This window comes from Streptomyces netropsis, from assembly GCF_014203545.1.
Taxonomy (GTDB): domain Bacteria; phylum Actinomycetota; class Actinomycetes; order Streptomycetales; family Streptomycetaceae; genus Streptomyces; species Streptomyces netropsis.
In genome coordinates this window covers 297,896-320,195 of sequence record NZ_JACHJG010000006.1, presented here as the reverse complement: position 1 = coordinate 320,195, position 22,300 = coordinate 297,896, and the positions used below count along the sequence as shown (strand labels likewise).

Below are 22,300 nucleotides of genomic sequence, written 5' to 3'. Positions count from 1 at the left end.
CCCGCCCCCCCCCCCGCCGCGCCCCCCCCCGCGCGTGGCGGGGTGTTTTGCCGGGGGGCGCGGGGGGGGGGGGGCGCCCCCGGGGGGCGCCCCCCCCCCCCCCCCCCGCCCCTCGGATCAGTGGCGGGCGGCGGGATCCCGGCTGTCGCGGGTCCCGCCGCCCGTTGTGCCTACGCCTTTCAGGCCGTCGCAGGTGCCGGCGCGGCCTCGGCGGCCTCGGCGGCCTCGGCGGCCTCGTCGGTCTCGGCGGATTCGGCGGGACGGGGGATGCGGTGCATGCCCTTGCGGTCGTAGAACCGGGTCACGCCGAAGCCGAAGAGGACGGAGACGACCAGGGCGATGCCCATGGAGACCCAGGCGCGGGCGAGGCCGGCGTCGGCCTGGGCGTCGTAGTAGAGGATGGAGCGCAGGCCCCCGGTGATCTGCCGCAGCGGCTCGAACGCCGCGAGCGCGCGGAAGAAGTCGGGCAGTGCCTGCAGCGGGACGGTCGCGCCGGAGGAGGGGACGGCCATGGCGACGAAGATGATGGCCGAGAGCAGCATGCCGGGGAGGCCGAAGACGGAGAGCAGCGCCAGCGCGCTCACGCCGACGACCGCGATGGTGCCCACGGAGTAGAGCCACAGCAGACCGAGGTGGGAGGCGTCCATACCGAGGATGCCGACGGTGGCGGCCTGGACGATCGAGCCCATGACGACCGAGAGGCCGAGCATGAGGACGGTGCCGATGGCCAGCGTGCGCACCCGGCTCGTGTGCCGGACGGGCATGCGCTGGCGGAAGGGCCCGAAGTCGGTGTGCACGTAGCCGAGGAAGGTGTCGACCTGCGAGTTGATCGCGTTGGCGCCGAGCATGCCGCAGACGACCAGGACCAGCGCGTAGTAGAAGGCGCTCAGGCCCATGGCGCTGTGCGAGCCGAGTGGGTGGCCGTCGGCCACCTCCACGGTCGCGGGGTCGGCGAGCATCAGCTTGGCGGCCGGAGCGAGCTTGGCCCCCTGGCTGTTCGCACGGCCGAGGAGTTCCTTGCCGATCTGGGCGGAGGCGGCGTGGGCGGCCTTCTGGGCGGCCTGGCTGGCCATGGAGGAGCCGATGCTGCCGGCCGACTGGTTGGTCAGCACCGTCAGGGTCGGCCGAGTGGCCTGCTTCTGCTGCGGGCTGGTCAGCCCCGTCACCGCGGCGGTGAAGTCCTTCGGCACGACGAGCGCGCCGAAGACCTTGCCCTGGCCCAGCCGCTTGTCGGCCTCCTTCCGGCTGAGGACCTGCCAGTCGAAGCTGTGGTTGTTCGCGGCGTTCTTCTTGATGCCCGAGACGACCTGGTCGCCGAGATTGGTGTGCTTGCCGCCCGCGTCGACGCCGCGGTCGCTGTTGACCAGGGCGACGGGCAGGTCGCGCAGGTTGCCCTTGGGGTCCACGTTGCCACCCACATAGAGCAGGGCGAACAAGCTGGAGACCACCGCGAGGATGAGGCCCGAGCCGATCCACAGCCGCGGGCTGCGGAGCGCGGAGGAGGGCTGAGGGGAAGGCATGACTTCTCCGTGACGATTACATAGAGTAGCTAGATACTTCAGGTATCCAGCTACTGGATAGTGGCAGTATCTTCCCTGGGTGTCCAGTCGTCACAGGCGGATCCCCGGCCGCACCACCAGCGAGGACGCCGCATGAAGATCTCGGAGCTCAGCCGCAGGACCGGCGTGCCGGTCGCCAGCATCAAGTACTTCCGACGGGAAGGCCTGCTGCCCGCCGGCAGGGCGACGGCCGCGACACTGGCCGAGTACGGGGAGGAGCACGTCCAGCGACTGCGGCTGATCAAGGCGCTCACCACCCTGGGCGGTCTGTCCATCGCCGCCACCCGCGACGTACTGGCAACGGTCGACCAGGCCGAGAACACCGACAAGACCCTCGAGGCGATCAGCTACGCCCTGCCCGTGCCGGTCACGGCGGCATCGGCCGGGGACGCCGACCGGGACGCGGCCGCCGAATCGGCTGCCGCAGCGGACGTGATGGATCTGATCGCGGCCATGGACTGGCAGGTCCCCGGCACCTCCCCCCACGTCCGGGGGCTGACGACCGCGCTCAGAGAGCTCAGACGGCTCGACGCGGACTACCGGCCGGAAAGGCTCGTCGCCTACGCGGAACTGGCCCATTCGATCGCCCGCCTGGATCTCGAGCGCGCAGCCGCCTTCGACGACTCACCGGCCCTGGCCGAACAGGCGGTCATCGTCCTCGCCCTCTCCGGCCCCATGCTCGAACTGCTGCGACGGCTGGCCCAGGAGGACCAGGTCCGCCGCCGGGGCGCCGACCACCCTGACGCCGAATGATCACCATGGATGACGGCTGCCCCGGCAATTGATCACCAGGCGCAGGCCGGTCTTGATCAGGACAGGTGTTTTCGCGTGGTGACGTAGCTGAAGGGCGCGGAGACTCCGGCGCTGTGGTGGCCGGCTGCCGCGAGGGCCAGAGCCAGACGCTTGCGTGGTGTGAGGTCCAGGCCCGCCGTGGCGTGCAGGGCGCCGAGTGCGAATTCGTCCCCGCACCCCACGGCCGCGTACCCATCGGCAGGCTCGGCTATCTGATAGTCCTCGTAGACGGCGAACAGACGGCTCTGCACACCGACGAGGAACGTCCCGGCCTGCTCCTGCTCGGAGTCCTTGCGTGCCCAGCCGCCGTCCTTGAGGCACTTGCGCAGCTTGTCGACGAAGACGGTGGTCATGAACCGGTCCAGGTCGCCCTTGGGCTTGGGTGCCTTGAACGCGTGGTGCAGCAGCTGTCCCATGCGGAAGCTGGTGGTGAAGCCCATGGCGTAGGGACCGTTGCGGAAGATCTTCGGATCCCGGCGGACGGTGAGACTCAGGCCGGCGACACCGGCCGAGTCCCCGCCCAGATACACCCGCCCGTTGTGCACGAGCCCGACGATCACGGTCATGCTCTCTCCCTCCGCTGTACCGACCTCTCGATACTGCGCGCGAGGAATCGGGCGGAAACGCGGCAAGGGAAGCGGGCGCCCCGCTGCCAGCTCACCCGGCCCTGAACAGGACTGCTGAGCAGGGATTCTGAAAAGGGATCAGGACGCCGGTTCGAGGCCCCAGGCGACGGCTCGTCCCGCTGCGGCGGCGCGGTTGGGGACGTCGAGTTTGGCGAGGATGTGCTCGATGTGGGTGGCGACCGTGCGCGGGCTGAGGAAGAGACGGTCGGCGATCTCGCGGTTGGTCCGCCCCCGGGTGAGTTCCGCCAGCACTTCCAGTTCGCGCGGGGAGAGGGCCGAGGGGCGGGCGACGGTGCGGCACACCGCGACCGTCCCGGCGTCCTGGCGGGTCAGGTGCAGTTCGAGGGTCCACTTCCGGTACGGCACCAGTACGGTGTCCGGCGCCCCCCGCCGGGCGGCCGTCCGCCGCACCAGGGCCGCCAGCGGGGAGCCGGCATCGGTGAGACCGGGCAAGGGCTCGCCGCTCAGCACCACCGGGGCGGCGTCCGCGTCCTGCGGCACGAGTACGGCGCAGGAACTGCCCACGGCGTCGCCTGGGCCGCCCGGCCCTCCGGAGGAGCGGGGGCCGAGCAGCGGGTCGGTGACGGCCGCGAGACACTCGCCCAGCAAGGTCATCACGGCCCGGACGGCCGGCTGGTCGCACCGTTTCCGTGTGGTGCTGACATTGAGGATGCCCACGTATCTGCCGTCCGCGGCGAACAAGCACTGGGCCACGCCGTCCTCGACGCCCAGGGGGTCGAGGACGGCGTGGAGTCCCGTCGAGGTCCGTCGCACCGCGCCGGGCACGTCGTGCCACCAGCGCGTGGTGTCCGCCGAGTACCGGATCAGCGAGAAGGCGGGGTCGTCGTGCAGGCGGTTCTCGATGTACCGGGTGGCGCCGGCCGGGTAGCTGCCGGCCAGTGTGAGGTGACGCCGGCGCAGCGGATCCCACCGGGACAGCGACGCGTGGTCGTGGTCGATCACTGCGGACAGTGCGGTGAGGACGGTGTCCGCGCCGGCGGTGCTGCCCACGGCGCGGCGCGCGGCCTCCCGTACGTGCAGGGCGGCGCTCAGCACATCCGTCGTGCTCTGCTTCACTGTCATCCGTTCAGCATGATCATCCGGTGAGGTGAGGTCAAACGGGGGGTAAAGGGGCGGGTCAGACGGTGAGTTCGTCGTGCACGACGTCGCCGCCGACGGCGGTGAACACCACGGGCATGTCCGGGATGTCGTGCGGGTCGGCACGCAGCAGGTCTCCGGCGAGCACGCACAGGTCGGCGACCTTGCCCACCTCGAGCGAGCCCTTCCAGTCCTCGGCGAAGTCCTGCCAGGCCGCGTCGGCCGTGTAGGTACGGAGGGCCTCGGCGAGCCGGATGCGCTGGTCGGGGCCGCTGACGCGGCCGCTGGCCTTGGACTCGCGGAGCATCATGGTGGAGACGCCCTGCCGCCAGTCGGGCAGGGTGACGGGCGCGTCGGAGCCGCTGGTGACGGTCACACAGGCGTCGATCGCGTCCCGGTAGGGCCATTCGTACGCGGCCCGCTCCGGGCCGACGAACTCCTCCTCGATGTCGGCGACGGTCCACTTGATGGTGGGGTTCATATTGACGCCGAAGCCGTGTGCGGCGAGCTTGCGCATGCTGCGGGCGGTGAGGAAGTCGCCATGGATGACGTAGTGCCGGGCATCGGGCCGGGGGTGCGCGGCGTTCGCGGCGGCGAAGGCGTCGACGACCGTGTCGATGGCCCGGTCACCGGTGACGTGGACACCGGCCTGGTACCCGGCGGCGTGCGTGCAGCGGATCATCTCGGCGATCTGGGCGATGCGCTCCTCGTCGGTGTCCCCGCCGACGCACAGGGCGCCGCAGCCGCCGCCGACGTACGGCTCGTGCATCCAGGACGTCTTGTTGACGGGGACGCCGTCGGCGAACATCTTGACCCCGACGACGCTCAGGCGGCGCGGGTCGGTGGACGCGGGCTCGTCCATGGCGGCCAGCGCCCGTACGAATTCCTCGGCCGTGCTCGTCATTCCGGTGGGCAGGAGCAGGACGCTGACCCGCGCGGTCAGTTCGCCTTCGGCCAGCAGGCGTCGGTACACGTCGAGCGTGCTGTGGGCCATGGCGCCGCGCATCAGGGCGTCGCCGCCCGGGCCGAGGCCGGGCTCGGTGTAGCTGGTGATGCCGAGCCGGGCCAGGGTGCGCAGGGTGGTCCTGATCGCGTCGGCCCTCAGCTCGGGGGAGAGGGGCGGCAGTGCCCGGTGGACGAGGTCCTGGGCACCTTCCTGGAGCAGGCCGGTGGGTTCTCCCGCCGCGTCGGTGACGATGACCGACCCGGGCGGGGCGGGGGTGTTCCGGTCCACTCCGGCCCGCGCGAGGGCCGCGGAGTTGACCCAGGTGGCGTGGCCGGAGTTGGAGTACAGCAGGACGGGATGGCCGGGGCTGACGGCGTCGAGGTCGTGGCGGGTGGGCAGCCGGGAGGGGGCGGCGACGCATTCGGCGAGGTACCCCGCGTCCCACCCGTACCCGGTGATCCACTCTCCGGCCGGGGTCTGCTCGGCCGCCTTCCGCACGACCTCCCGCACGTCGGCCATCGACCGTACGGCGGGGTGGGCGACGTCGACGGACAGCGGGGGCTTGGTCATGCCCAGGGCGCAGCCGTGCAGGTGCGCGTCGTTGATGCCGGGCAGGAGCGTCTTGCCGGCGAGGTCGACGACCCGGGTGGCGCGGCCGGCGTGTGCCATGACCTCCCGGTCGTCCCCGACCGCGCTGACGAGGCCGTCGGTGACGGCCAGGGCGGAGGCGACGGTGAAGCGGGAGTCGACGGTCAGGACCGAGCCGTTGACGAAGACGAGGTCTGCCGGGGTGGAGTGCAAGGCGGTGTCCTTCTCTCGAGCTGTCATTGCGGCCGGCCGCGGCGGGGCCCGCGGAAGCTGACAACACTGTGCGATCTGCCGGTGGCCGCGCACATCGGTCATTCAACCGAGCACGGTGGACGTACGGCAGCGGCGGTACCGGCTTCGAGGACGTGCGGACAGCCGGTCGTCACTGCTCCTGGCCGTGGCAGCCCGGCGCAGGGGGCCCGGACCGGAGTTTCACGGCGGATCGCAGACCAGGACCACGGCCCTGCTCGCGGGCCGGCGAAGGACCAAGGGCCCTGGTGTGGATCATCCGTTGCCAGGACGCTGCCCGGCTCCTCGGCGTGATGGTCTGGAGACCGGCCGGGATCCCCCGGTCAGCCATCTTGAACAGGCAACCGGACGCGTTCGGTCCGTCGACGCAACCAGCCTGCCGAGCAAGGAGAGTTCACTCATGACCGACCGTTCTCAGCAGCCCAGCCGTAGGCGCACCACGTCCTTGCCCAGACCGCGGCGGGCGGTCACGGCGGTGGTGGCGATGTCGGCCGCCCTGGCGGTGGCCGGCACGCTGCCCTCGTCCGCGGCGCAGTCCCAGGGCCCGCGCGATGTCGTACGCCAGGGCATGGAGCGCCTGGTGACCGACGACAAGTTCCCCGCCGCTCTGGTTGCCACCGTCGACCGCGACGGGCGCACCCGTAACTACACCGCCGGTGTCGCGGACTTGAGGACCAAGGCGAAGGTGCCCGTCGACGGGCAGGTGCGGGCGGGCAGCAACACCAAGACGTTCGTCTCCACCGTGGTCCTGCAACTGGTCGGCGAGGGCAAGGTCCAGCTCGACGCCCCCGTCGAGACCTATCTGCCCCTCCTGATCCGCGGCGAAGGCATCGACGGCCGCGACATCAAGGTCCGTCAGCTGCTCCAGCACACCAGCGGACTGCCCAACTACACCGACCACATATTGGAGAAGGTCTTCGGCAAGGAGCGTCACACCTACTACCAGCCCCGCGAAACACTCGACATAGCCCTGGCGCACAAGGCGGACTTCGCCCCCGGCACCGGTTGGGCGTACAGCAACACCAACTACATCGTGGCCGGGATGATCATCGAGAAGGTCACCGGCCGCCCGCTGGCCGAACAGATCACCAAGCGGGTCATCGACCGCATCGGCCTGCGCCACACCTACTTCCCCGGCGTGGGCGACGAGAGCATCCGGGAACCCCACCCCAAGGGATACCACTCGGCCGGGCCCGGTGCGCCCCTGGAGGACATCACGAAGATCGACCCCTCCTGGATGTGGTCCGCCGGACAGCTGGTCTCCACCCCCGGCGACCTGAACCGCTTCTTCTCCGCCCTGATCGGCGGCAAGCTCCTGGAGCCCGCGCAGCTCGCCCAGATGCGCACCACCGTCAAGATCCCCGACGGCCCCGAGGCCGGCCTCGGCTACGGACTGGGGCTGATCAGGACGCCTCTGAGCTGCGGTGGCGTGGCGTGGGGGCACGGCGGTGACACCCCCGGCTACCACACCTACCCCGGTGTCAGGGAGGACGGCCGCGCCGCCACGGTCGTCGTCACCGCCAACATGGCGCCCACCGCGAAGGGCTTCACCAACGCCGAGGCTCTCGTCGACACCGCCCTGTGCAGGAAGTAACGGCCGACACACCACAGTGGCAGCGCCGTCAGTCGGCATCACGTCGGAAAGTCGCGCGGTAGTCCCTTGGACGTCGTCCGGTGTGCTTGGCGAAGAGAGCGGCGAAGGTTCCGGGGTCTCGGTACCCGACCGCGGCGGAGATGCCGGCGACGGTTCGGTCCGTGGTCTCCAGGAGATGGCGGGCGCGGCGGACGCGCGCCGACTGCAGGTACTCGAGCGGACTCCGGCCGGTCTCGTCCGCGAAGCGCCGCAGCAGGGTCCGCGTGCTGACGTTGAACGCCTCCGACAATGCGGCGAGGTCGTACCGGGCGGCGAGGTTCTGGTCGAGCCGTCGCATGACCCTGTGGGAGAAGTCGTTTCCGGACCGCGGAAGAAGTCGCGCGTCGACGTACGGAGTCTGGGACGATCGCGCATCGTCGACGAGCGCCACCCGCGCGGTTGTCCGTGCCACATCGGCACCGCTGTGCCGACGGATCAGTTCCAGCGCGAAGTCGTACATGGCACTGAAGGCCGCCGTCGTCGTCACCCCCTTGTCGGTGACGACCAGACGTTCGGGCCGGATCTCCGCGTCCGGGCAGCGTCGGGCCAGTTCGTCCGCGAAGAGCCATGCCGTCGTGGCCCGGCGCCGGTTGAGAAGTCCTGCCTCGGCGAGGAGGAACGCACCGACACAGATGGAGACGACGGCCGTGCCCGCGGCGGCGTGTGAGCGGATCGCCGCGACTTCAGGGGCGAGGGGTGCGAGCTTCGCGTCCATGTCGAGGCCCGGCAGGAGCTCGAACCCTGGCACGACGAGGACGTCGACCTCGCGCAGCGGGGAGACGGCCAGCGCCGCACCACCCGATGCGGCGACGCGACGACGGGGCGAGACGACCGACACCTCGTATCCGGCGCGGTCCGGGCCGGCGGCGTGCATGGCCATCGTCAAGAGATCGGGTACGCCGTACACCTCGGACGCGAAGCAGCCCGGATAAGCCAGGACACCGACCCGCAGCGCGCTCACGCTCGCCTCCTCACCATCACGCCCATGGCGAGATTACCCCCGTACATGGCGACCTGGCCTCTCACCTTGCGGGGCGCATCAGTCCACGCTGTCCACCATGAACGCTGCCGACGGACCTCTTGACGACGCAATCACGGACTTCTCCCGCCGACTCGTGGACGTGGACGGGGTGGTGAAGACGGTGTACGCCGCGGGTTCCGGGCCGGCCGTCGTGGTGATGCCGGAGATGCCCGGCATCAGCCCTGACGTCCTTCGACTGGCGCGGTGGGTGCGGGATGCGGGCTTCACCGTCCACGTCCCCTCACTCTTCGGGATCGACGGCGCCTATCCCACGGCCGAGGGTGGTGAGGAGGTCGTCCGCCGCGCGTGTGTCAGTGCCGAGTTCCGTGCGTTCGCCGGGGGCGGCACCAGCCCCGCCACCGTGTGGCTGCGCGGGCTCGCGCGCCAGGCCCACGCCGAGTGCGGCGGCCCGGGCGTCGGCGCGATCGGACTGTGCTTCACCGGCAACTTCGCACTCACCATGGCGATCGAGCCGGCTGTCATCGCGCCAGTGGTCAACCACCCGTCGCTGCCGCTGGACGACCCCGCCGGGCTCGAGCTCGGCGACGAGGACGCGCGGGCGGTACGGGACCGCATCGCGCGCGATGGACTGAAGGTTCTCGCCTACCGCTTCGACGACGACCGCTGGTGCACCGGCCGACGCTTCGCCGCCTACCGAGCACTCCTCGGCGACGCCTTCGACGGCCGCGTCCTTCCGGGCCGTTCCGCCAACACCGACCCGCCCCCGTTCTTCCGCGACGTGGTCGGGTCGCCCCACAGTGTGGTCACCGCCCACCTCGTCGACGAGGACGGACATCCCACGCTGAAGGCCAGGGACGAGATCCTCGCCTTCCTGGCCGACCGCTTGAGCCCGTCCGGACACTCCGAGAAGACCTCCGGCTGAGCGGCATGCTCCGACCGGCTCCGGCGTGGCCCGCCCGCGCCGGTCAGCTCCGAGCCGCACGGGGCATCAGGTGACAAGTCAGGATGATCCCGGCGCATCTGCGAGGAAAAATGATCGATGATCGATCATTACTCGCCGGTAGATGTTGACTGCATCAACTTGACGCTCCTAGCGTTGTCGGACGGAAACACGGTTCCGCCACGCGGAATCAGAGGTTTCAAGGGGCGTACCCACTCGGCCCCGGCGGCCGGTCCACCCGCATGCCTGGTCGCGCGTCACCACCGCCGGGGGCACCGCGGCAGCACGCGGCGCCCCGGCCCCTACCCGGGATTGCGAAAAGAGGGTCCACCCGTGTCCCAGCTCGACCAACTGCCCGACAAGGACCCGTCAGAGGTCGCCGAGTGGTGCGAGTCCCTGGACTCCGCCGTCCGGTTCGGGGGAGCCGACCGGGCGGCGCATCTGCTGCGCCGGCTCGCCGAACACGCCGAACGGTCCGGGCTGGACCTTCCTCCGCTCCTGGAGACCCCTTACCTCAACACCATTGCGACCTCCGCCGAACCCGACTATCCGGGTGACGAGGAGCTGGAGGCCCGGATCACCGCCTGGAACCGCTGGAACGCGGCCGCCATGGTCACCCGCGGCAACCAGCGCGCGGGCCTGGGCGGCCACATGGCGACCTTCGCCTCGGCGGCCTGGCTCTACGAGACGGGCTTCCAGCACTTCTTCCGCGGCAAGGAAGCCGACGGCTCCGGTGACCAGCTCTACATCCAGGGCCATGCTTCCCCCGGCATCTACGCGCGCGCCTTCCTGGAAGGCCGTCTGACGGAGGGGCAGTTGGACCGCTTCCGGCAGGAGGCCGCGGGCGACGGGCTGCCCTCCTACCCGCACCCCCGCCGACTGCCCTGGCTGTGGGAGTTCCCGACCGTCTCCATGGGGCTGGGCCCGCTCTCCGCGATCTACCAGGCGCGCTTCAACCGCTATCTGGAGCACCGTGGCATCAAGGACACCTCGCAGTCGCACGTCTGGGCCTTCCTCGGCGACGGCGAGATGGACGAGCCGGAGTCGACCGCCGCCCTCGCCCTCGCGGGCCGGGAGCGACTGGACAACCTGACCTTCGTCATCAACTGCAACCTCCAGCGCCTGGACGGCCCGGTCCGCCCCAACTTCAAGATCGTGCAGGAGCTGGAGGCCCAGTTCCGCGCGGCCGGGTGGAACGTCGTCAAGTCGCTGTGGGGCACGGCCTGGGACCAGCTCTTCGCGCAGGACACCGAGGGGGCGCTGGTGCGCCGGCTGCGCGAGGTGCCGGACGCGCAGTTCCAGACGTACGCCACCGTGGACCCGGCCTATCTCCGCGAGCACTTCTTCGGTGCCGAGGGCCCCGGCTCCCCGCTGCACACCATCGGCGCGGGCCTCGGCGACGCCCGGCTCCTGGAGCTCTTCCGGACCTCCCGCGCCGGACACGAGCCGCGCAAGGTCCACGCCGCCTACCGCGCTGCCGTCGAGCACAAGGGCGCGCCGACCGTCGTCCTCGTACAGACCGTCAAGGGCTACACCCTCGGGCCCGGCTTCGAGTCGCGCAACGCCAACCACCAGATGAAGAAGCTCACGGGGAAGGAGTTCCGGGCGATGCGGGACCTCCTCGCCCTCCCGATCCCCGACAGTGCGCTGGACGGCGAGCTGGTGCCGTACGCCCACCCGGGTGAGAACTCCCCGGAGGTGCGGTATCTGCGCGAGCGCCGCGCGGCGCTCGGCGGCCCGGCCCCGGCCCGCAAGGTCGTCGCCAAGCCGCTGCCGGAGCCGTCCGCCAAGCCCTTCGAGGCCCTGCACCAGGGCTCGGGTCGCCAGGAGATCGCGACGACCATGGCGTTCGTCCGGCTGGTCAAGGAGCTGATGCGGGACAAGGAGACCGGCCGGCGTTGGGTGCCGATCGTCCCCGACGAGGCCCGCACCTTCGGCATGGAGTCGCTCTTCCCCTCGGCCGGCCTGTACTCCCCGGTCGGCCAGACCTACGACCCCGTCGACCGCGACCAGCTCCTTTACTACAAGGAGGCCAAGGACGGTCAGATCCTCAACGAAGGCATCACCGAGGCGGGTTCGCTGGCCGACTTCACGGCTGCCGCCACGTCGTACGCCACGCACGGCGAGCCGATGATCCCGTTCTACATCTTCTACTCCATGTTCGGCTGGCAGCGGACGGCCGATCAGTTCTGGGCACTGGCCGACCAGTTGGGCCGGGGCTTCGTCATCGGCGCCACCGCCGGCCGCACCACCATGACGGGGGAGGGCCTCCAGCACGCCGACGGCCACTCCCACCTGATCGCCTCCACCAACCCGGCGGCCGTCTCCTACGACCCGGCGTTCGCGTACGAGATCGCCGTCATCGTCCGGGACGGCCTGCGGCGGATGTACGGCCCCGACGCCGAGAACGTCTTCTACTACCTCACGGTCTACAACGAGACCAAGGTCCAGCCGCCCATGCCCGAGGGCGTGGAGGAGGGCATCCTCAAGGGTCTCTACCGCTTCAAGGAGGCCGCCGACGCCCCGGCGAAGGCCCCGCGCCTCCAATTGCTGTCCTCCGGCACGGCCGTCCACTGGGCCCTGGACGCCCAGCGGCTGCTGGCTGACGACTGGGGCGTGGCCGCCGACGTGTGGTCCGCGCCCTCCTGGACCGAGCTGCGCCGCGACGCCCTGTCCTGTGACGCGGCACAGCTGAGGGGCGAGGACCGGATCCCGTATGTGACCCAGGTACTGCACGGTGCGCCGGGTCCGGTCCTCGCCGTCAGCGACTGGATGCGGGCGGTCCCCGACCAGATCGCCCCCTGGGTCGAGCAGGACTGGACCTCCATCGGCACGGACGGCTTCGGCCTCTCCGACACGAGGGAGGCGGCGCGGCGCCACTTCGGCGTCGACGCCGAGTCGGTGACGGTGGCGGCACTTGCCGCGCTGGCGCGGCGTGGTGAGGTCAAGTCGGAGACCGTACGTGAGGCCGCGCGGCGGTACGGCCTGGAGGGCTGACCTGCACTCGCGCGGCCGGCCGCTGCCACTGTTCGCCCGTCACGTCCCCGCGCCTCGTCCCGAGGCCGTTCCGCGGTCGCCTCACCAGGCGAGCCCAGACCCGCACATCAGACTTCGTGTCTCTCGTAGCCTTTGAGAATCTAACGAATAGTCATGGCTATTGACGATTATCGTTCACAAAATTTATGGTCTCGGGACTCTCGCAGGAGATCAAGACGACGGAGACCAATGACGCCCTCTCCCGACGCGCGGTCGCGCCCCGCCCGCCTGTCCGCACTACTGCTCGCAGGGGTGCTCGTCGCCTCGGTACCGCCCGCGGCCGCCGCGCAAGCGCCACAACCCCCCACCTCCGACGGTCCCCCCACCTCCGCCTCCCCGACCGGCAGTTGCCGGACGGGCGACGGCTGGACACTCGAGACCACCCGCATCAACAGCGACGACACCCACCACGCCTACGTGGGCAACGGCTACCTGGGGCAGCGCGTACCGCCCAACGGTGCCGGCTACACCGGCAGCGACGCCAAGACCGGCTGGCCGCTCTTCACCCCGAGTTATGACGGCTCGTTCGTTTCCGGGCTCTATGCGCACAACAAGCAGACCGCCGCGGACCGGCAGGCCGTAGCGGCCCTGCCGACCTGGTCCACGCTCACCGTCGGCACCGGCGGCAAACACGGGGATACGTTCAACTCTTTGACGAAAGCGGGTCGAATATCCGGGTATCGCCAGACCCTCTTCCTGCACTGCGGCGTGGTGCGGACCTCCCTGACCTGGACCGCCGCCGATGGCCGGAAGACCGACCTGCTCTATGAGGTGCTGGCCGACCGCAACGACCCGCACGTGGGCGCCGTTCGGCTGAGTATGACGCCGCGCTGGAGCGGCGAAGCCACCGTCACCGACCAGCTCGACGGACGCGGCGCCCGGCGCCTGCGGCAGACCGGCGGTGGTGATCGCACCGGTGGCACCGGCCGCGACGGCCGGACCATGGATGTGGCCTTCCGTACCGACGGCACGGACACGGACGGTGCTGTTGCCTCCACCCTGCGGGCCGGTCACGGCGTGCGCAAGGCCGACCCCCGACACGCGGACGACGCCGGGGACTTGAGCGCGCGGCAGTCCCTCTCCTTCCCCGTCCGCAAGGGCCACGCGTACGAAATCACCAAGTTCGTAGGGGTCGACACCGCGCTGACCTCGCAGTCGCCCCGCCGGGACGCCACCGCCGCTTCACAGCGCGCGGCACGTCGCGGATGGGACAGGCTGCTGCGCGCCCACAGCGCCGCCTGGGCCCGGCTGTGGCGCGCCGACATCGAGGTGCCAGGGCGGCGCGAACTGCAGGCATGGGTGCGTTCCGCGCGGTACGGGCTGCTGGCCGGTACCTGGGAGGGCGCCGCCAACAGCATCAGCCCGGCCGGGCTGACCAGCGACAATTACGCGGGCCTCGTGTTCTGGGACGCCGAGACCTGGATGTACCCGGCCCTGCTGGCCACCGCACCCGAACTCGCGAAGACCGTCGTGGAGTACCGGTACCGGACCCGCGCCGGGGCCCGGGAGAACGCCCGCAAGCTGGGCTACCAGGGGCTCTTCTACCCTTGGAACAGCGGCAGCAAGGGCGACTTGGCCCAGGAGTGCCACAGTGTGGACCCGCCTCACTGCCGCACCCAGATCCACCTCCAGTCGGACATATCCCTGGCCGCCTGGCAGTACTACCTCGCCACCGGAGACACCGACTGGCTACGCGAGCGCGGCTGGCCGGTGATGAAGGGCATAGCCGAGTTCTGGGCCGGGCGAGTCAACCGCAACGCGGACGGCAGCTACTCCATCAAGGACACCGCCGGCCCCGACGAGTACAGCAACGGCGTCGACGACGCGGTCTTCACCAACGCCGGCGCCGTCACCGCGCTGCGCCATGCCACCCGCGCCGCGGGACTGCTCGGTGAGCGCGCTCCGGGGGAGTGGACGGCGATCGCCGACCGGATCAGGATCCCGTACGACGCGCAACGCAAGGTCTTCCAGCAGTACGACGGCTACCGGGGCAGCAAGATAAAGCAGGCCGACACGGTGCTGCTGATGTACCCCCTGGAGTGGCGGATGCCCGAGGGCGCCGCGGCTCGCACCCTCGACTACTACGCCCAGCGGACCGACCCCGACGGCCCCGCCATGACGGACTCGGTGCACGCCATCGCCGCCGCCGGGACGGGCGAACCCGGCTGCTCGACGTACACCTATCTGCAACGCTCCATCAGGCCGTTCGTACGCGGTCCCTTCGCCCAGTTCTCGGAGGCCCGTGGGACCAAAGCGGGTGCCGAGGACCCGCTGGCCGGCTCGCCCGCGCACGATTTCCTCACCGGCAAGGGCGGCTTCCTGCAGATCTTCACCAACGGTCTGACCGGCATGCGGATGCGCGAGGACCGGCTCCGTCTCGACCCGATGCTGCCCCCACAGCTCAGCGACGGCGTCACCCTGCGCGGTCTGCGCTGGCAGGGCCGCACCTACGACATGGAGCTGGGCTCCCACCACACCACGGTGCGACTCACCGACGGCCCGCCCATGACCCTCGACACCCCGCAGGGCGCACAGGTTCTCACCGAGGCCGCGCCGGCCGTTCTCAAAACTCGCCGCCCCGACCTCGCCCCCACCGGCAACCTGGCCCGCTGTACCACCGTCAACGCCTCTTCCGAGGAACCCGGCATGTACGCGGACGCCGCTGTCGACGGCAACCCGGCCACGGCCTGGGTTCCGGACGGGCCGAACGGCAGCCTCACCAATGACCTCGGCAAGCCCGTGCGCGTCACCAAGGTCAACCCCACCTGGAGCGGTCCGGCGCCGGCCTCGTACGACGTCCAGACGTCCCTCGACGGACGGCACTGGCGCGACGTCGTCGCCGACGCGGGCGGTGGCAGGCCGGTTTCCGCTCGGTACGTGCGGGTCGTGGTGCGCGGTGATGCCGCCGCCAAGTCCCGCACGGGCATCGCCGAGCTCACGGTCTCGTAGCGGCCGGGCCGGCCGGCGCTGTGCCGGAAGTCCCGAACGCTGAGGACTTGACGGTGCAGCCCGGCGGGCACATTCCCTGGCCCGACGAGCCCGTGTGGTTCACGCGGACACGGGCGGCCTCTCTCGGCTGATCGCGTCGAGCAGCAGTGTCGCGGCCACCGCCGCCCCGTCGGTGCGGATCGTGGTGGCAACGGCGGTCGCCCGTGCGTGGGTCTCGGGGGTCAGTGCCGTCCTGAGCGCGGCCGACAGGGACTCCGTGGTCGGGGTCGGGCCGTCGTGTGCCGCGCCGATGCCCAGGTCGGCCACCCGGGCGGCCCAGTACGGCTGGTCCGCCAAGTGGGGTATCACCACCTGGGGTGCGCCGGCCCGGGCGGCCGTCGTCGTCGTGCCCGCACCGCCGTGGTGCACGACGGCGGCCACCCGGCCGAACAGCGCCTGGTGGTTGACGTCGCCGACGGCGAAGCAGTCGTCACGGCCGTCGACCGGGGCCAGGCCCGCCCAGCCCCGGGAGACGAGTGCGCGGCGGCCCTGCGCCCGGATCGCCTCGATGGCCACCCGGGCGACGCCCTCCGGGTCGCGCAGGGGAATGCTGCCGAAGCCCACGTACACCGGTGGTGCGCCGGCGTCCAGGAACGCCTCCAACGCGGCCGGGAGCGGCCGCTCGTCCGGCAGGACCCACGCGCCGGTCTGCACCACGTCGAGCTCCGCCGGCTCCAGCCACGGGCCCAGTGCCGGATCCGCCGCCAGCCACGGCTGGTCGGTGAAGGCGTAGTCGCGGACGTTGTCCAACGGCGGCAGACCGACCGACGCCCGGTGGGTGTCGACCGCCTCGCCGAACAGCGCGTTCACGCTCTGGGCGTCCAGGTCCCACAGCACCCGGTTGTCGGTCACCTCCGGTGGGAACGGCCCGCCGGGCCGCGGCAGCGGCCGGTAGTGCGGCGACGGCAGGGTGAACGGTTGGTAACTCGCGTACACGTAGCGGATGCCCAGCTTCTCGGCCACCGACCGCGCGGCGGCCGCGACCGGCACCAAGCCGCTCGCCACCAGCGCATCACATCCCTCGGCCGCCGCGGCGACCGTGTCGAACTGCGCGGCGACCAGGGCGGCCCCGCGCCGGGGCACGTCCGCCGCCGACGGCCGCGTCGCCCCGGTCACCAGCGCGCGCACCGACTGGCCGACCGGCACCAGCTCCACGCCGACACCGGCCAGCCGCTCGGCGAACTCCCCGTCCGGCGGTGCGCACACCCGCACCTCCACGCCGAGTGCCCGCAACCGCACCGCGAGTCCCACCATCGGTTCGACGACCCCGCGCGACCCATACGTCGACAACAACACACGCACTTCGCGACTCCCAAGTTCCGTACATCCCGGCCTCGGCCGGTGATTCTGCGGCATGACCAGGGCCTTGCCGCAAGCCCCCGGGTGGGCTGTACGTTGAGAGTGGAGAGGAGTGGGTGCTCCCCTTTCCCGTCATCGTTCCCGTCATCGTCCGGTGTGGACGGACACGTCGGCCTGGGCTTCGGTCCGTTTCTCCAGGCGGCTGCCGCGCGGCCAGGTGACGGCCATGATGTCGCCGGGGGCGTCCAGTTCGATGCGGTGCCATCGCCCGCGCGGCACGACGGCCGCGGTTCCAGCCGTCAGCTTGATCTCCTGCTCCTCTTCTCCCGGCTGTTCCGGGCGGAGGTAGAGGCGTATCCCACCGGTGAGGCAGGAGACGACTTCATCCGCGGCGGGGTGGACTTCCCAATGGTCGGCGTGGACATCGGCATCGGTCTCCACAGGGAAGGCCATCAACTGCCAGCCGTCGGGCATCCCGACCGGATGGCGCACCGATCGGCGCCTATCCTCCTGACATGGAGGCACTGGCCGCACGGCTGTCGCAATTGGATTCGCAGGTCGAGGGCGCGATTCGCGTCGTCATGTTCTACGACACACTGATGCGCCGACGGGTGGATCTCCCGGCGCTCGCCCGGGCCTCGGCGAGCCTGGCCGAGTGCGTGGCCGGTATTCGGCTCCACGGCACCGGGCGGACGGTCCGCTTCGCACCCGACGGCAGGGAAGCGTCCGCCCCTCCGCCACCCGCGCCCACCACGACGCCGATCACACTCGACGACGAGGAGATCGGCACGGTCTGGCTGGAACGCCCCGACGCACCCGGCCCGCTCGACCAACTGCTGCTGGACCGGCTCGCCATCGCCACCGCGGCGGTCGTCGAGAAGTACGGCCCGGCCCGCACCACCATGGCCGACCCCGCCTTGGTCGAACTCGCGATCAGCTCCGACAGCGACGAGGGGGCCAGGGCCCGGGCGCTACGGCTCCTGGGTTTCGCCGCGGACCTACCGCTTCGCGTCGTCGCCGTACGGTCGCGGCTTCCGCTCGACCAGCTCGGCGGCCTGGTCTGCCCGGGGCGGCCGGTAAAGGCGGCACCGCTCGCCGACGTGGGCGTCATCCTGGCCACCTCCGTCGAGCCGGACCGGTTCCCGGCCGGCGTACGCGCGGGCATCGGGGCCGCCGAAAGCCCCGAGCGGTCCTGGCGGGAAGCCCGTACCGCCCTCCGTTTCACCACGCCGCGCCAGCCGGTCGTCCACCATGACGGCCTGGGGGCGTTGGCGCTGCTCGCGCAGGTCCCTCAGGACGTCACGCGGGACAACGCCGACGTGGCCGCGATCGCCCGACTGGCCGGCGACCCGGAAGATCTGGAGACTCTGGACGCCTACTGCGCCACCGGCTCCCTGCGCCGCGCCGCCGACCTCCTCCACCTGCACCACAGCAGCGTCGCCCGCCGACTCGAGCAGATCGGAAAGACGCTGGGCATCGAACTCACCGCGCCCACCGGACTGGTACGGGCCAGGCTCGCCCTCACCGCATGGCGGCTGCTCAACGACTGAGGAAGCCGGCGGCCGCCCTCACCTGTCGCCCTGTCAGCGGATACGGTCCCAGCATGATCGATTCATCGTGGAACGTCCTTCTCCTCGGCGGTGCTTCGGGCGTGGGCAAGAGCCGGGCCGCTGCCGAGCTGGCTCGGTCGAGCGGCGCGTTCGTGGTCGAATTCGACGATGTGGTCAGCGCGGTCCAGCGCCTCACCACGGCCGAACAGCACCCTGCCCTGCATTTCTTCGACCGGATCCCTGACACCTCCGTGCTCGACGTCGACCGGGTGGTGGAGCTCCAGATCGCCATCGCCGACGCTCTGCAGCCCGCCCTCCTCGGCGTCGTCGACAACCGACTGACCATCGACGTCCCGGCGGTCATCGAAGGGGACTACCTCACCCCGGCCGCCGCTGCCCGCGCCGTACAGGAAGGCACCGTGATCGGCCGTGACATACGGGCGGTCTTCCTGCACGAGGGGGATCCGGAGCAGATCACCGCCAACTACGCCGCCCGCGAGCCGAACAGCGGTCTCCAGACCCATCGGGCACGCGTCAGCGCCCGGTACTCACACTGGCTCGCCGATCAGGCCGCGCTTCACGGGCTGCCCGTCGTGCCGTGTCGCCCGTGGCACGATGTGGCCGCACGCATCGAGCGGGCCCTCGGCCGGGCGACCTCGCGCGCCTGACGGGCGGGAAGACAAGCGGCCGACCGCCCGGACGGCTGGGCCGCCCTTCCGGGGGCCCGGCCGCGACCCGGGTCCGGGGTCATCGCCGTTTCACCGGCGACGCGCTGCCTCCCGGTGGTTTGACACGACCCGGCGTAGTGCACGGTCCACGGCGGGCAGCGCACTTGCGACATCGCTATGGACGACGTACTCGACGGTGGCCACCGTGTGCAGCCCCTGAACGAGGAAGGTGTATTCCCGGCCCCTCTCCAGCAGCAGCACGATCGGCTTGTCGAAGGCGCTGGCCCAGCCCACTTCGATGTGTGTGCCGGGTGATGCCGGAAAGCCCGGCAGGGCCACGAAGACGTCGGCCTTGCGGATCTCCTCCTGGTCGATCCGGGTGCATACTTCCGGGCGCATCAGCTCCGCGCCCCAGGCCTCCCGGCGATGCGCGTTGTGGACGGAGATGCCCTGCGCCTCGAAATGCTTGATCAGGAGGTCGAAGGGGGCCCGGGCCCCCTCCGGCATCTCCCCCGTAGCGGGGTCCAGGAGCTGGAGGAAGGGGCCCGCGAGAAAGATGGAGCGGATGTCCGGACCATCACCCGCAGCGACGGTGCCGGCGTGGGTGCTGGATTCGGTAGTCATGTGGATGCCTCCAGGGCGGCGGACGGCGCGGGTCCGCGGGGAAGTTGGTGTCGGCCGGAGCTGACGCCGTCGGTGGACGACGTCCGCGTCCGTCAGTCCTTGCGGAAGCACTGGATGTAGGCGTCACCGCTCGTGCCGTAGGTGTATTCGGTCGTGTCGTACGCCGCGTACGGATGCCGCTCTACCCGGATGGTGTGGAAATGTGGCAGGTACTGCCAGCGCAGCTCCGGCTTGGTGCTGAAGAAGGGGATGAACACTCCGCCGGGACGCAGCACCCGGACGACCTCGGGCACGGTCTTGGCCCACAGGTCCTTGTCCGTCCAGACGGCCATGTCGAGGGCGGGGTCGAAGAACATTCCGTCGATGCTCTCCGAGGGCAGCTCGAAGACGCGCCGGAAGAAGTCGCCGCGCTCGATGGCGAGGTTGTCCGGCAGGTGCGGGTGGCGGGCGCGAAAGAGTTCCTCCACCTCGTCGAAGAGCTCCAGGACGGTGTGGCTGCGCGTGGCGGGGTTGCCGGCGATGCGCAGGGCGGACAGACCGAGGCCGAGCCCCACCTCGTAGAAGTCGTGGCCGTACTCGCACAGCATGTCGGCGCTCGCCCACATCAGGTCGCGCTCCCATGCCTGCATGGCCTGTTCGCCGCCGATGCTCAGGGTCACCTCGCCGTCGCGTTCGACGAGCTCGATAGCGGGCGTGGTCTGGTTCTCCATGACAACCGTCCTTCGTCCGTTGGGCGATGGGTATCCGGTGGGCGGTGCTCGGGTGGTGCCGGGTCGGCTCACGCGCGGCGGGGGACGACTCCGAAGTGGCGCCGTGCGGTGGAGACCGCGAGGTCCTGCACGGCGAAGACAGTGAAGTAGTAGGCCTGGGGTGCGGTCCCGGCCGCGAACCGCACCCGGAAGGACACGTCCCGGGGCCGCTCGGCGGAGCCCCGGACCTTCGCCGTGGCCGGTTCGACCGTGACGTCCTCACGCAGGTACGTCGGCACGAACAGACCGAGCCGTACGGGCCCGGGCCGGGACACCGTGAGCGAGGCGCGTACCTCCAGCACGCCGCCCTGCTCGACCTCGTCATCGGCGTAAGCGAGCAGCGCGGGAGCGTCGGGCACCCGGAAGGTGACGTCGCCGCAGCGCATGCAGACCGCGCACGTGGTGTCCAGGATGTGCGGGAGCAGGCCGCGCCGGGTGAACTCCTGGGCGGGGCGCCCGCAGTGGCAGGCCACCTCGCGCAGGTGCGGGTCGAGGGAGCTGCGGTCGCCGAAGTGCGCCGGGTAGTTCATGATCTCGTTCTCGGGGTTCTCGGCGACCTGCTCGGTGATCGTGTGGTCGAGCGACTGCAGGTCCGCCTCGAGCGAGGACAGGATCTCCTTGGGCGACTGGTCGGCCAGGTGGGTCGGGCGGGCGATCCACAGGTCCACCTTGCGGGCGAGCTTGGTCAGCCGGGGACGCAGGGTGTGGTTGTGCGGCAACAGCTCGGAGGCCAGCAGAGCCGTGAGCCGCCGCCCCACGGTGAGGACCAGGGGGTCCGGGTGGTGGTCGGCCGGTTCCGGCGCCGCGGGCGTCCCTTCCGGCTCTCCCGGCATGCCGAAGCGCATGAACGCCGGGTACGGGTGGGAGCCCGCAAGGCTGGCGTTGAGGGTGTCCACGGAGTCCGCGCCGGTGAGGGCGGCGTGCATCCACGCCACGTTCTCGGGCCGGTCGGAGTCGTGGACGGAGACGGCGGAGACGACGGTGCGGGCGGGACCGTCGAGGGCGTTGAGCAGCAGCTGGTACTTGGGGTCGTAGAGCGCGAGGTCGGCGAGCGGACCGCTGTTGCAGGCGCTGAGCACCAGCTCCACGGCCTCGACGTGGTGGAGGGGGACCAGCTTGTCCTCGGGCTTGTAGCACGGCAGGCCGTAGGCGCAGCGGGGGCCGAGCAGGCCCGGGGCGGCGGGTACGGCGGGATTCAGGCCGCAGATGGTGAATTCGCCGAGGTTGACGCTGTCGTCCTTGCCGTGGCCCTGGAAGACGACGCGCCGCCACCGGGTGCCGAGGATCTCGGCCTGGATGTCGGCGCGTTCGAAGTCACGGTCGTCGAAGACCCGGACGCCCGGCAGATGGGGCGGCCGGTCCGTGTCGGTGAACAGGCCCAGCGCATCGACACCCGCGGCCGGGCGCGCGTACTGCTTGGCCACGTTCCAGGCGACCGAGGCACCGTCGCGGCCGCTCAGCAGCGTCAGCGCGCGCTCCGGCCCCCGGTACGTGGCCAGCAGCAGCGCCCGCACGGGTGAGAGGTTGAGCCGGTCGTAGCGGCCGATGACCAGGAGCGTCCCGGGGTGCCGGTCGTGGAACCCGGCGGCATCGTCGAGTTCCTCCTCGTCCAGCCACCGGCGAGCGAGCGGACGAGTCAACTCCGGCACGCCTTCGGGCAGCTCCTTCGCCCCGAGCACGACGCCGAGATCCAGCGGTGCCGGGACTCGGAGGGCGCTGTACAGGCGGTTCGCCAGGTCCACGCCGCGTACGAGGTCGGCACGGCCTTCGACGGGCACCGGCACGGGTGTCCGGCCGGGGGCCGTCAGGAACTCCCCGACGGCGGCGGGGAACCGATCGAGGTCGACCGGGCGGAAGAGGCCGCTTTCCGATGTGGCGGACGGCTGGGCGTGCCGCTGTCCGGTGACGGCAGAGTTCATGGGGAGGTACCTCGTGTTCTGGCGCTGACCTGGAGGAAGAGGGAAAGACCGGAA

General features: G+C 71.0%; 17 protein-coding genes. 7 read left to right on the top strand and 10 right to left on the bottom strand.

The annotated features are described in order from the left end of the window. Positions 1-179: 179 nt before the first annotated feature. Positions 180-1,520, bottom strand: coding sequence for a YhgE/Pip domain-containing protein (locus tag FHS38_RS17000; protein ID WP_184734410.1), 1,341 nt, complete (start codon positions 1,518-1,520; stop codon positions 180-182). A 132-nt stretch (positions 1,521-1,652) separates the two neighbouring features. Between FHS38_RS17000 and FHS38_RS16995 the strand changes: the two genes are divergently transcribed. After that, positions 1,653-2,312, top strand: a complete 660-nt coding sequence (locus FHS38_RS16995) for a MerR family transcriptional regulator (RefSeq protein ID WP_184734409.1) — start codon at positions 1,653-1,655, stop codon at positions 2,310-2,312. A gap of 56 nt (positions 2,313-2,368) precedes the next feature. Here the strand turns inward: FHS38_RS16995 and FHS38_RS16990 are convergent, their stop codons facing one another. The 3 genes from FHS38_RS16990 to FHS38_RS16980 all read right to left on the bottom strand — a co-directional run bounded on the left by FHS38_RS16990 (position 2,369) and on the right by FHS38_RS16980 (position 5,822). Continuing rightward, positions 2,369-2,917: a hypothetical protein gene (locus FHS38_RS16990; protein ID WP_184734408.1), complete on the bottom strand. Its 549-nt coding sequence runs from the start codon at positions 2,915-2,917 to the stop codon at positions 2,369-2,371. A 138-nt stretch (positions 2,918-3,055) separates the two neighbouring features. Next, a complete protein-coding gene (locus FHS38_RS35395; protein WP_229821990.1) occupies positions 3,056-4,060 on the bottom strand; it encodes a response regulator transcription factor in 1,005 nt (334 codons plus the stop codon). Between the two features lie 55 nt (positions 4,061-4,115). Then, positions 4,116-5,822, bottom strand: a complete 1,707-nt coding sequence (locus FHS38_RS16980) for an amidohydrolase (RefSeq protein ID WP_229821989.1) — start codon at positions 5,820-5,822, stop codon at positions 4,116-4,118. 436 nt (positions 5,823-6,258) lie between these two features. Here FHS38_RS16980 and FHS38_RS16975 point away from each other — a divergent pair, with 436 nt between their 5' ends. Further along, positions 6,259-7,452, top strand: coding sequence for a serine hydrolase domain-containing protein (locus FHS38_RS16975; RefSeq protein ID WP_184734406.1), 1,194 nt, complete (start codon positions 6,259-6,261; stop codon positions 7,450-7,452). Positions 7,453-7,480: 28 nt separating this feature from the next. On the opposite strand, the gene FHS38_RS16970 is transcribed toward FHS38_RS16975, so the two are convergent. Beyond that, a complete protein-coding gene (locus FHS38_RS16970; protein ID WP_184734405.1) occupies positions 7,481-8,452 on the bottom strand; it encodes a GlxA family transcriptional regulator in 972 nt (323 codons plus the stop codon). Between the two features lie 97 nt (positions 8,453-8,549). Here FHS38_RS16970 and FHS38_RS16965 point away from each other — a divergent pair, with 97 nt between their 5' ends. The 3 genes from FHS38_RS16965 to FHS38_RS16955 all read left to right on the top strand — a co-directional run bounded on the left by FHS38_RS16965 (position 8,550) and on the right by FHS38_RS16955 (position 15,398). After that, a complete protein-coding gene (locus tag FHS38_RS16965) occupies positions 8,550-9,395 on the top strand; it encodes a dienelactone hydrolase family protein (RefSeq protein ID WP_184734404.1) in 846 nt (281 codons plus the stop codon). 351 nt (positions 9,396-9,746) lie between these two features. Continuing rightward, positions 9,747-12,410: a pyruvate dehydrogenase (acetyl-transferring), homodimeric type gene (gene aceE, locus FHS38_RS16960; RefSeq protein WP_184734403.1), complete on the top strand. Its 2,664-nt coding sequence runs from the start codon at positions 9,747-9,749 to the stop codon at positions 12,408-12,410. A gap of 228 nt (positions 12,411-12,638) precedes the next feature. Next, the gene (locus FHS38_RS16955; protein ID WP_184734402.1) at positions 12,639-15,398 is read left to right on the top strand and encodes a discoidin domain-containing protein; all 2,760 of its coding nucleotides are present in this window, start codon (positions 12,639-12,641) and stop codon (positions 15,396-15,398) included. Between the two features lie 99 nt (positions 15,399-15,497). Here FHS38_RS16955 and FHS38_RS16950 read toward each other — a convergent pair whose 3' ends face one another. Both FHS38_RS16950 and FHS38_RS16945 read right to left on the bottom strand, forming a co-directional pair. Next, entirely contained in the window at positions 15,498-16,739 is a 1,242-nt protein-coding gene (locus tag FHS38_RS16950; RefSeq protein ID WP_184734401.1) for a glycosyltransferase, read from the bottom strand. Between the two features lie 141 nt (positions 16,740-16,880). Next, complete coding sequence (locus FHS38_RS16945; protein ID WP_221495071.1) at positions 16,881-17,228, bottom strand: cupin domain-containing protein; 348 nt, start codon at positions 17,226-17,228, stop codon at positions 16,881-16,883. A 23-nt stretch (positions 17,229-17,251) separates the two neighbouring features. On the opposite strand from FHS38_RS16945, the gene FHS38_RS16940 reads away from it, so the two are divergent. Then, positions 17,252-18,286, top strand: a complete 1,035-nt coding sequence (locus FHS38_RS16940) for a PucR family transcriptional regulator (protein ID WP_184734400.1) — start codon at positions 17,252-17,254, stop codon at positions 18,284-18,286. Positions 18,287-18,339: 53 nt separating this feature from the next. After that, positions 18,340-18,954 carry an AAA family ATPase gene (locus tag FHS38_RS16935; RefSeq protein ID WP_184734399.1) on the top strand — a complete coding sequence of 205 codons (615 nt, stop codon included), beginning with the start codon at positions 18,340-18,342 and terminating at the stop codon, positions 18,952-18,954. Positions 18,955-19,044: 90 nt separating this feature from the next. Here FHS38_RS16935 and FHS38_RS16930 read toward each other — a convergent pair whose 3' ends face one another. From FHS38_RS16930 to FHS38_RS16920, 3 genes are all read right to left on the bottom strand, one after another. Beyond that, on the bottom strand, positions 19,045-19,578 hold the full coding sequence (locus tag FHS38_RS16930; RefSeq protein WP_221495070.1) for a nucleoside 2-deoxyribosyltransferase: 534 nt from the start codon (positions 19,576-19,578) through the stop codon (positions 19,045-19,047). A gap of 92 nt (positions 19,579-19,670) precedes the next feature. Further along, positions 19,671-20,288, bottom strand: coding sequence for a class I SAM-dependent methyltransferase (locus FHS38_RS16925; protein ID WP_184734398.1), 618 nt, complete (start codon positions 20,286-20,288; stop codon positions 19,671-19,673). Between the two features lie 68 nt (positions 20,289-20,356). Further along, positions 20,357-22,246 (bottom strand): hypothetical protein, encoded by a 1,890-nt coding sequence (locus FHS38_RS16920; protein ID WP_184734397.1) that lies wholly within the window; start codon positions 22,244-22,246, stop codon positions 20,357-20,359. Positions 22,247-22,300 lie beyond the last annotated feature (54 nt).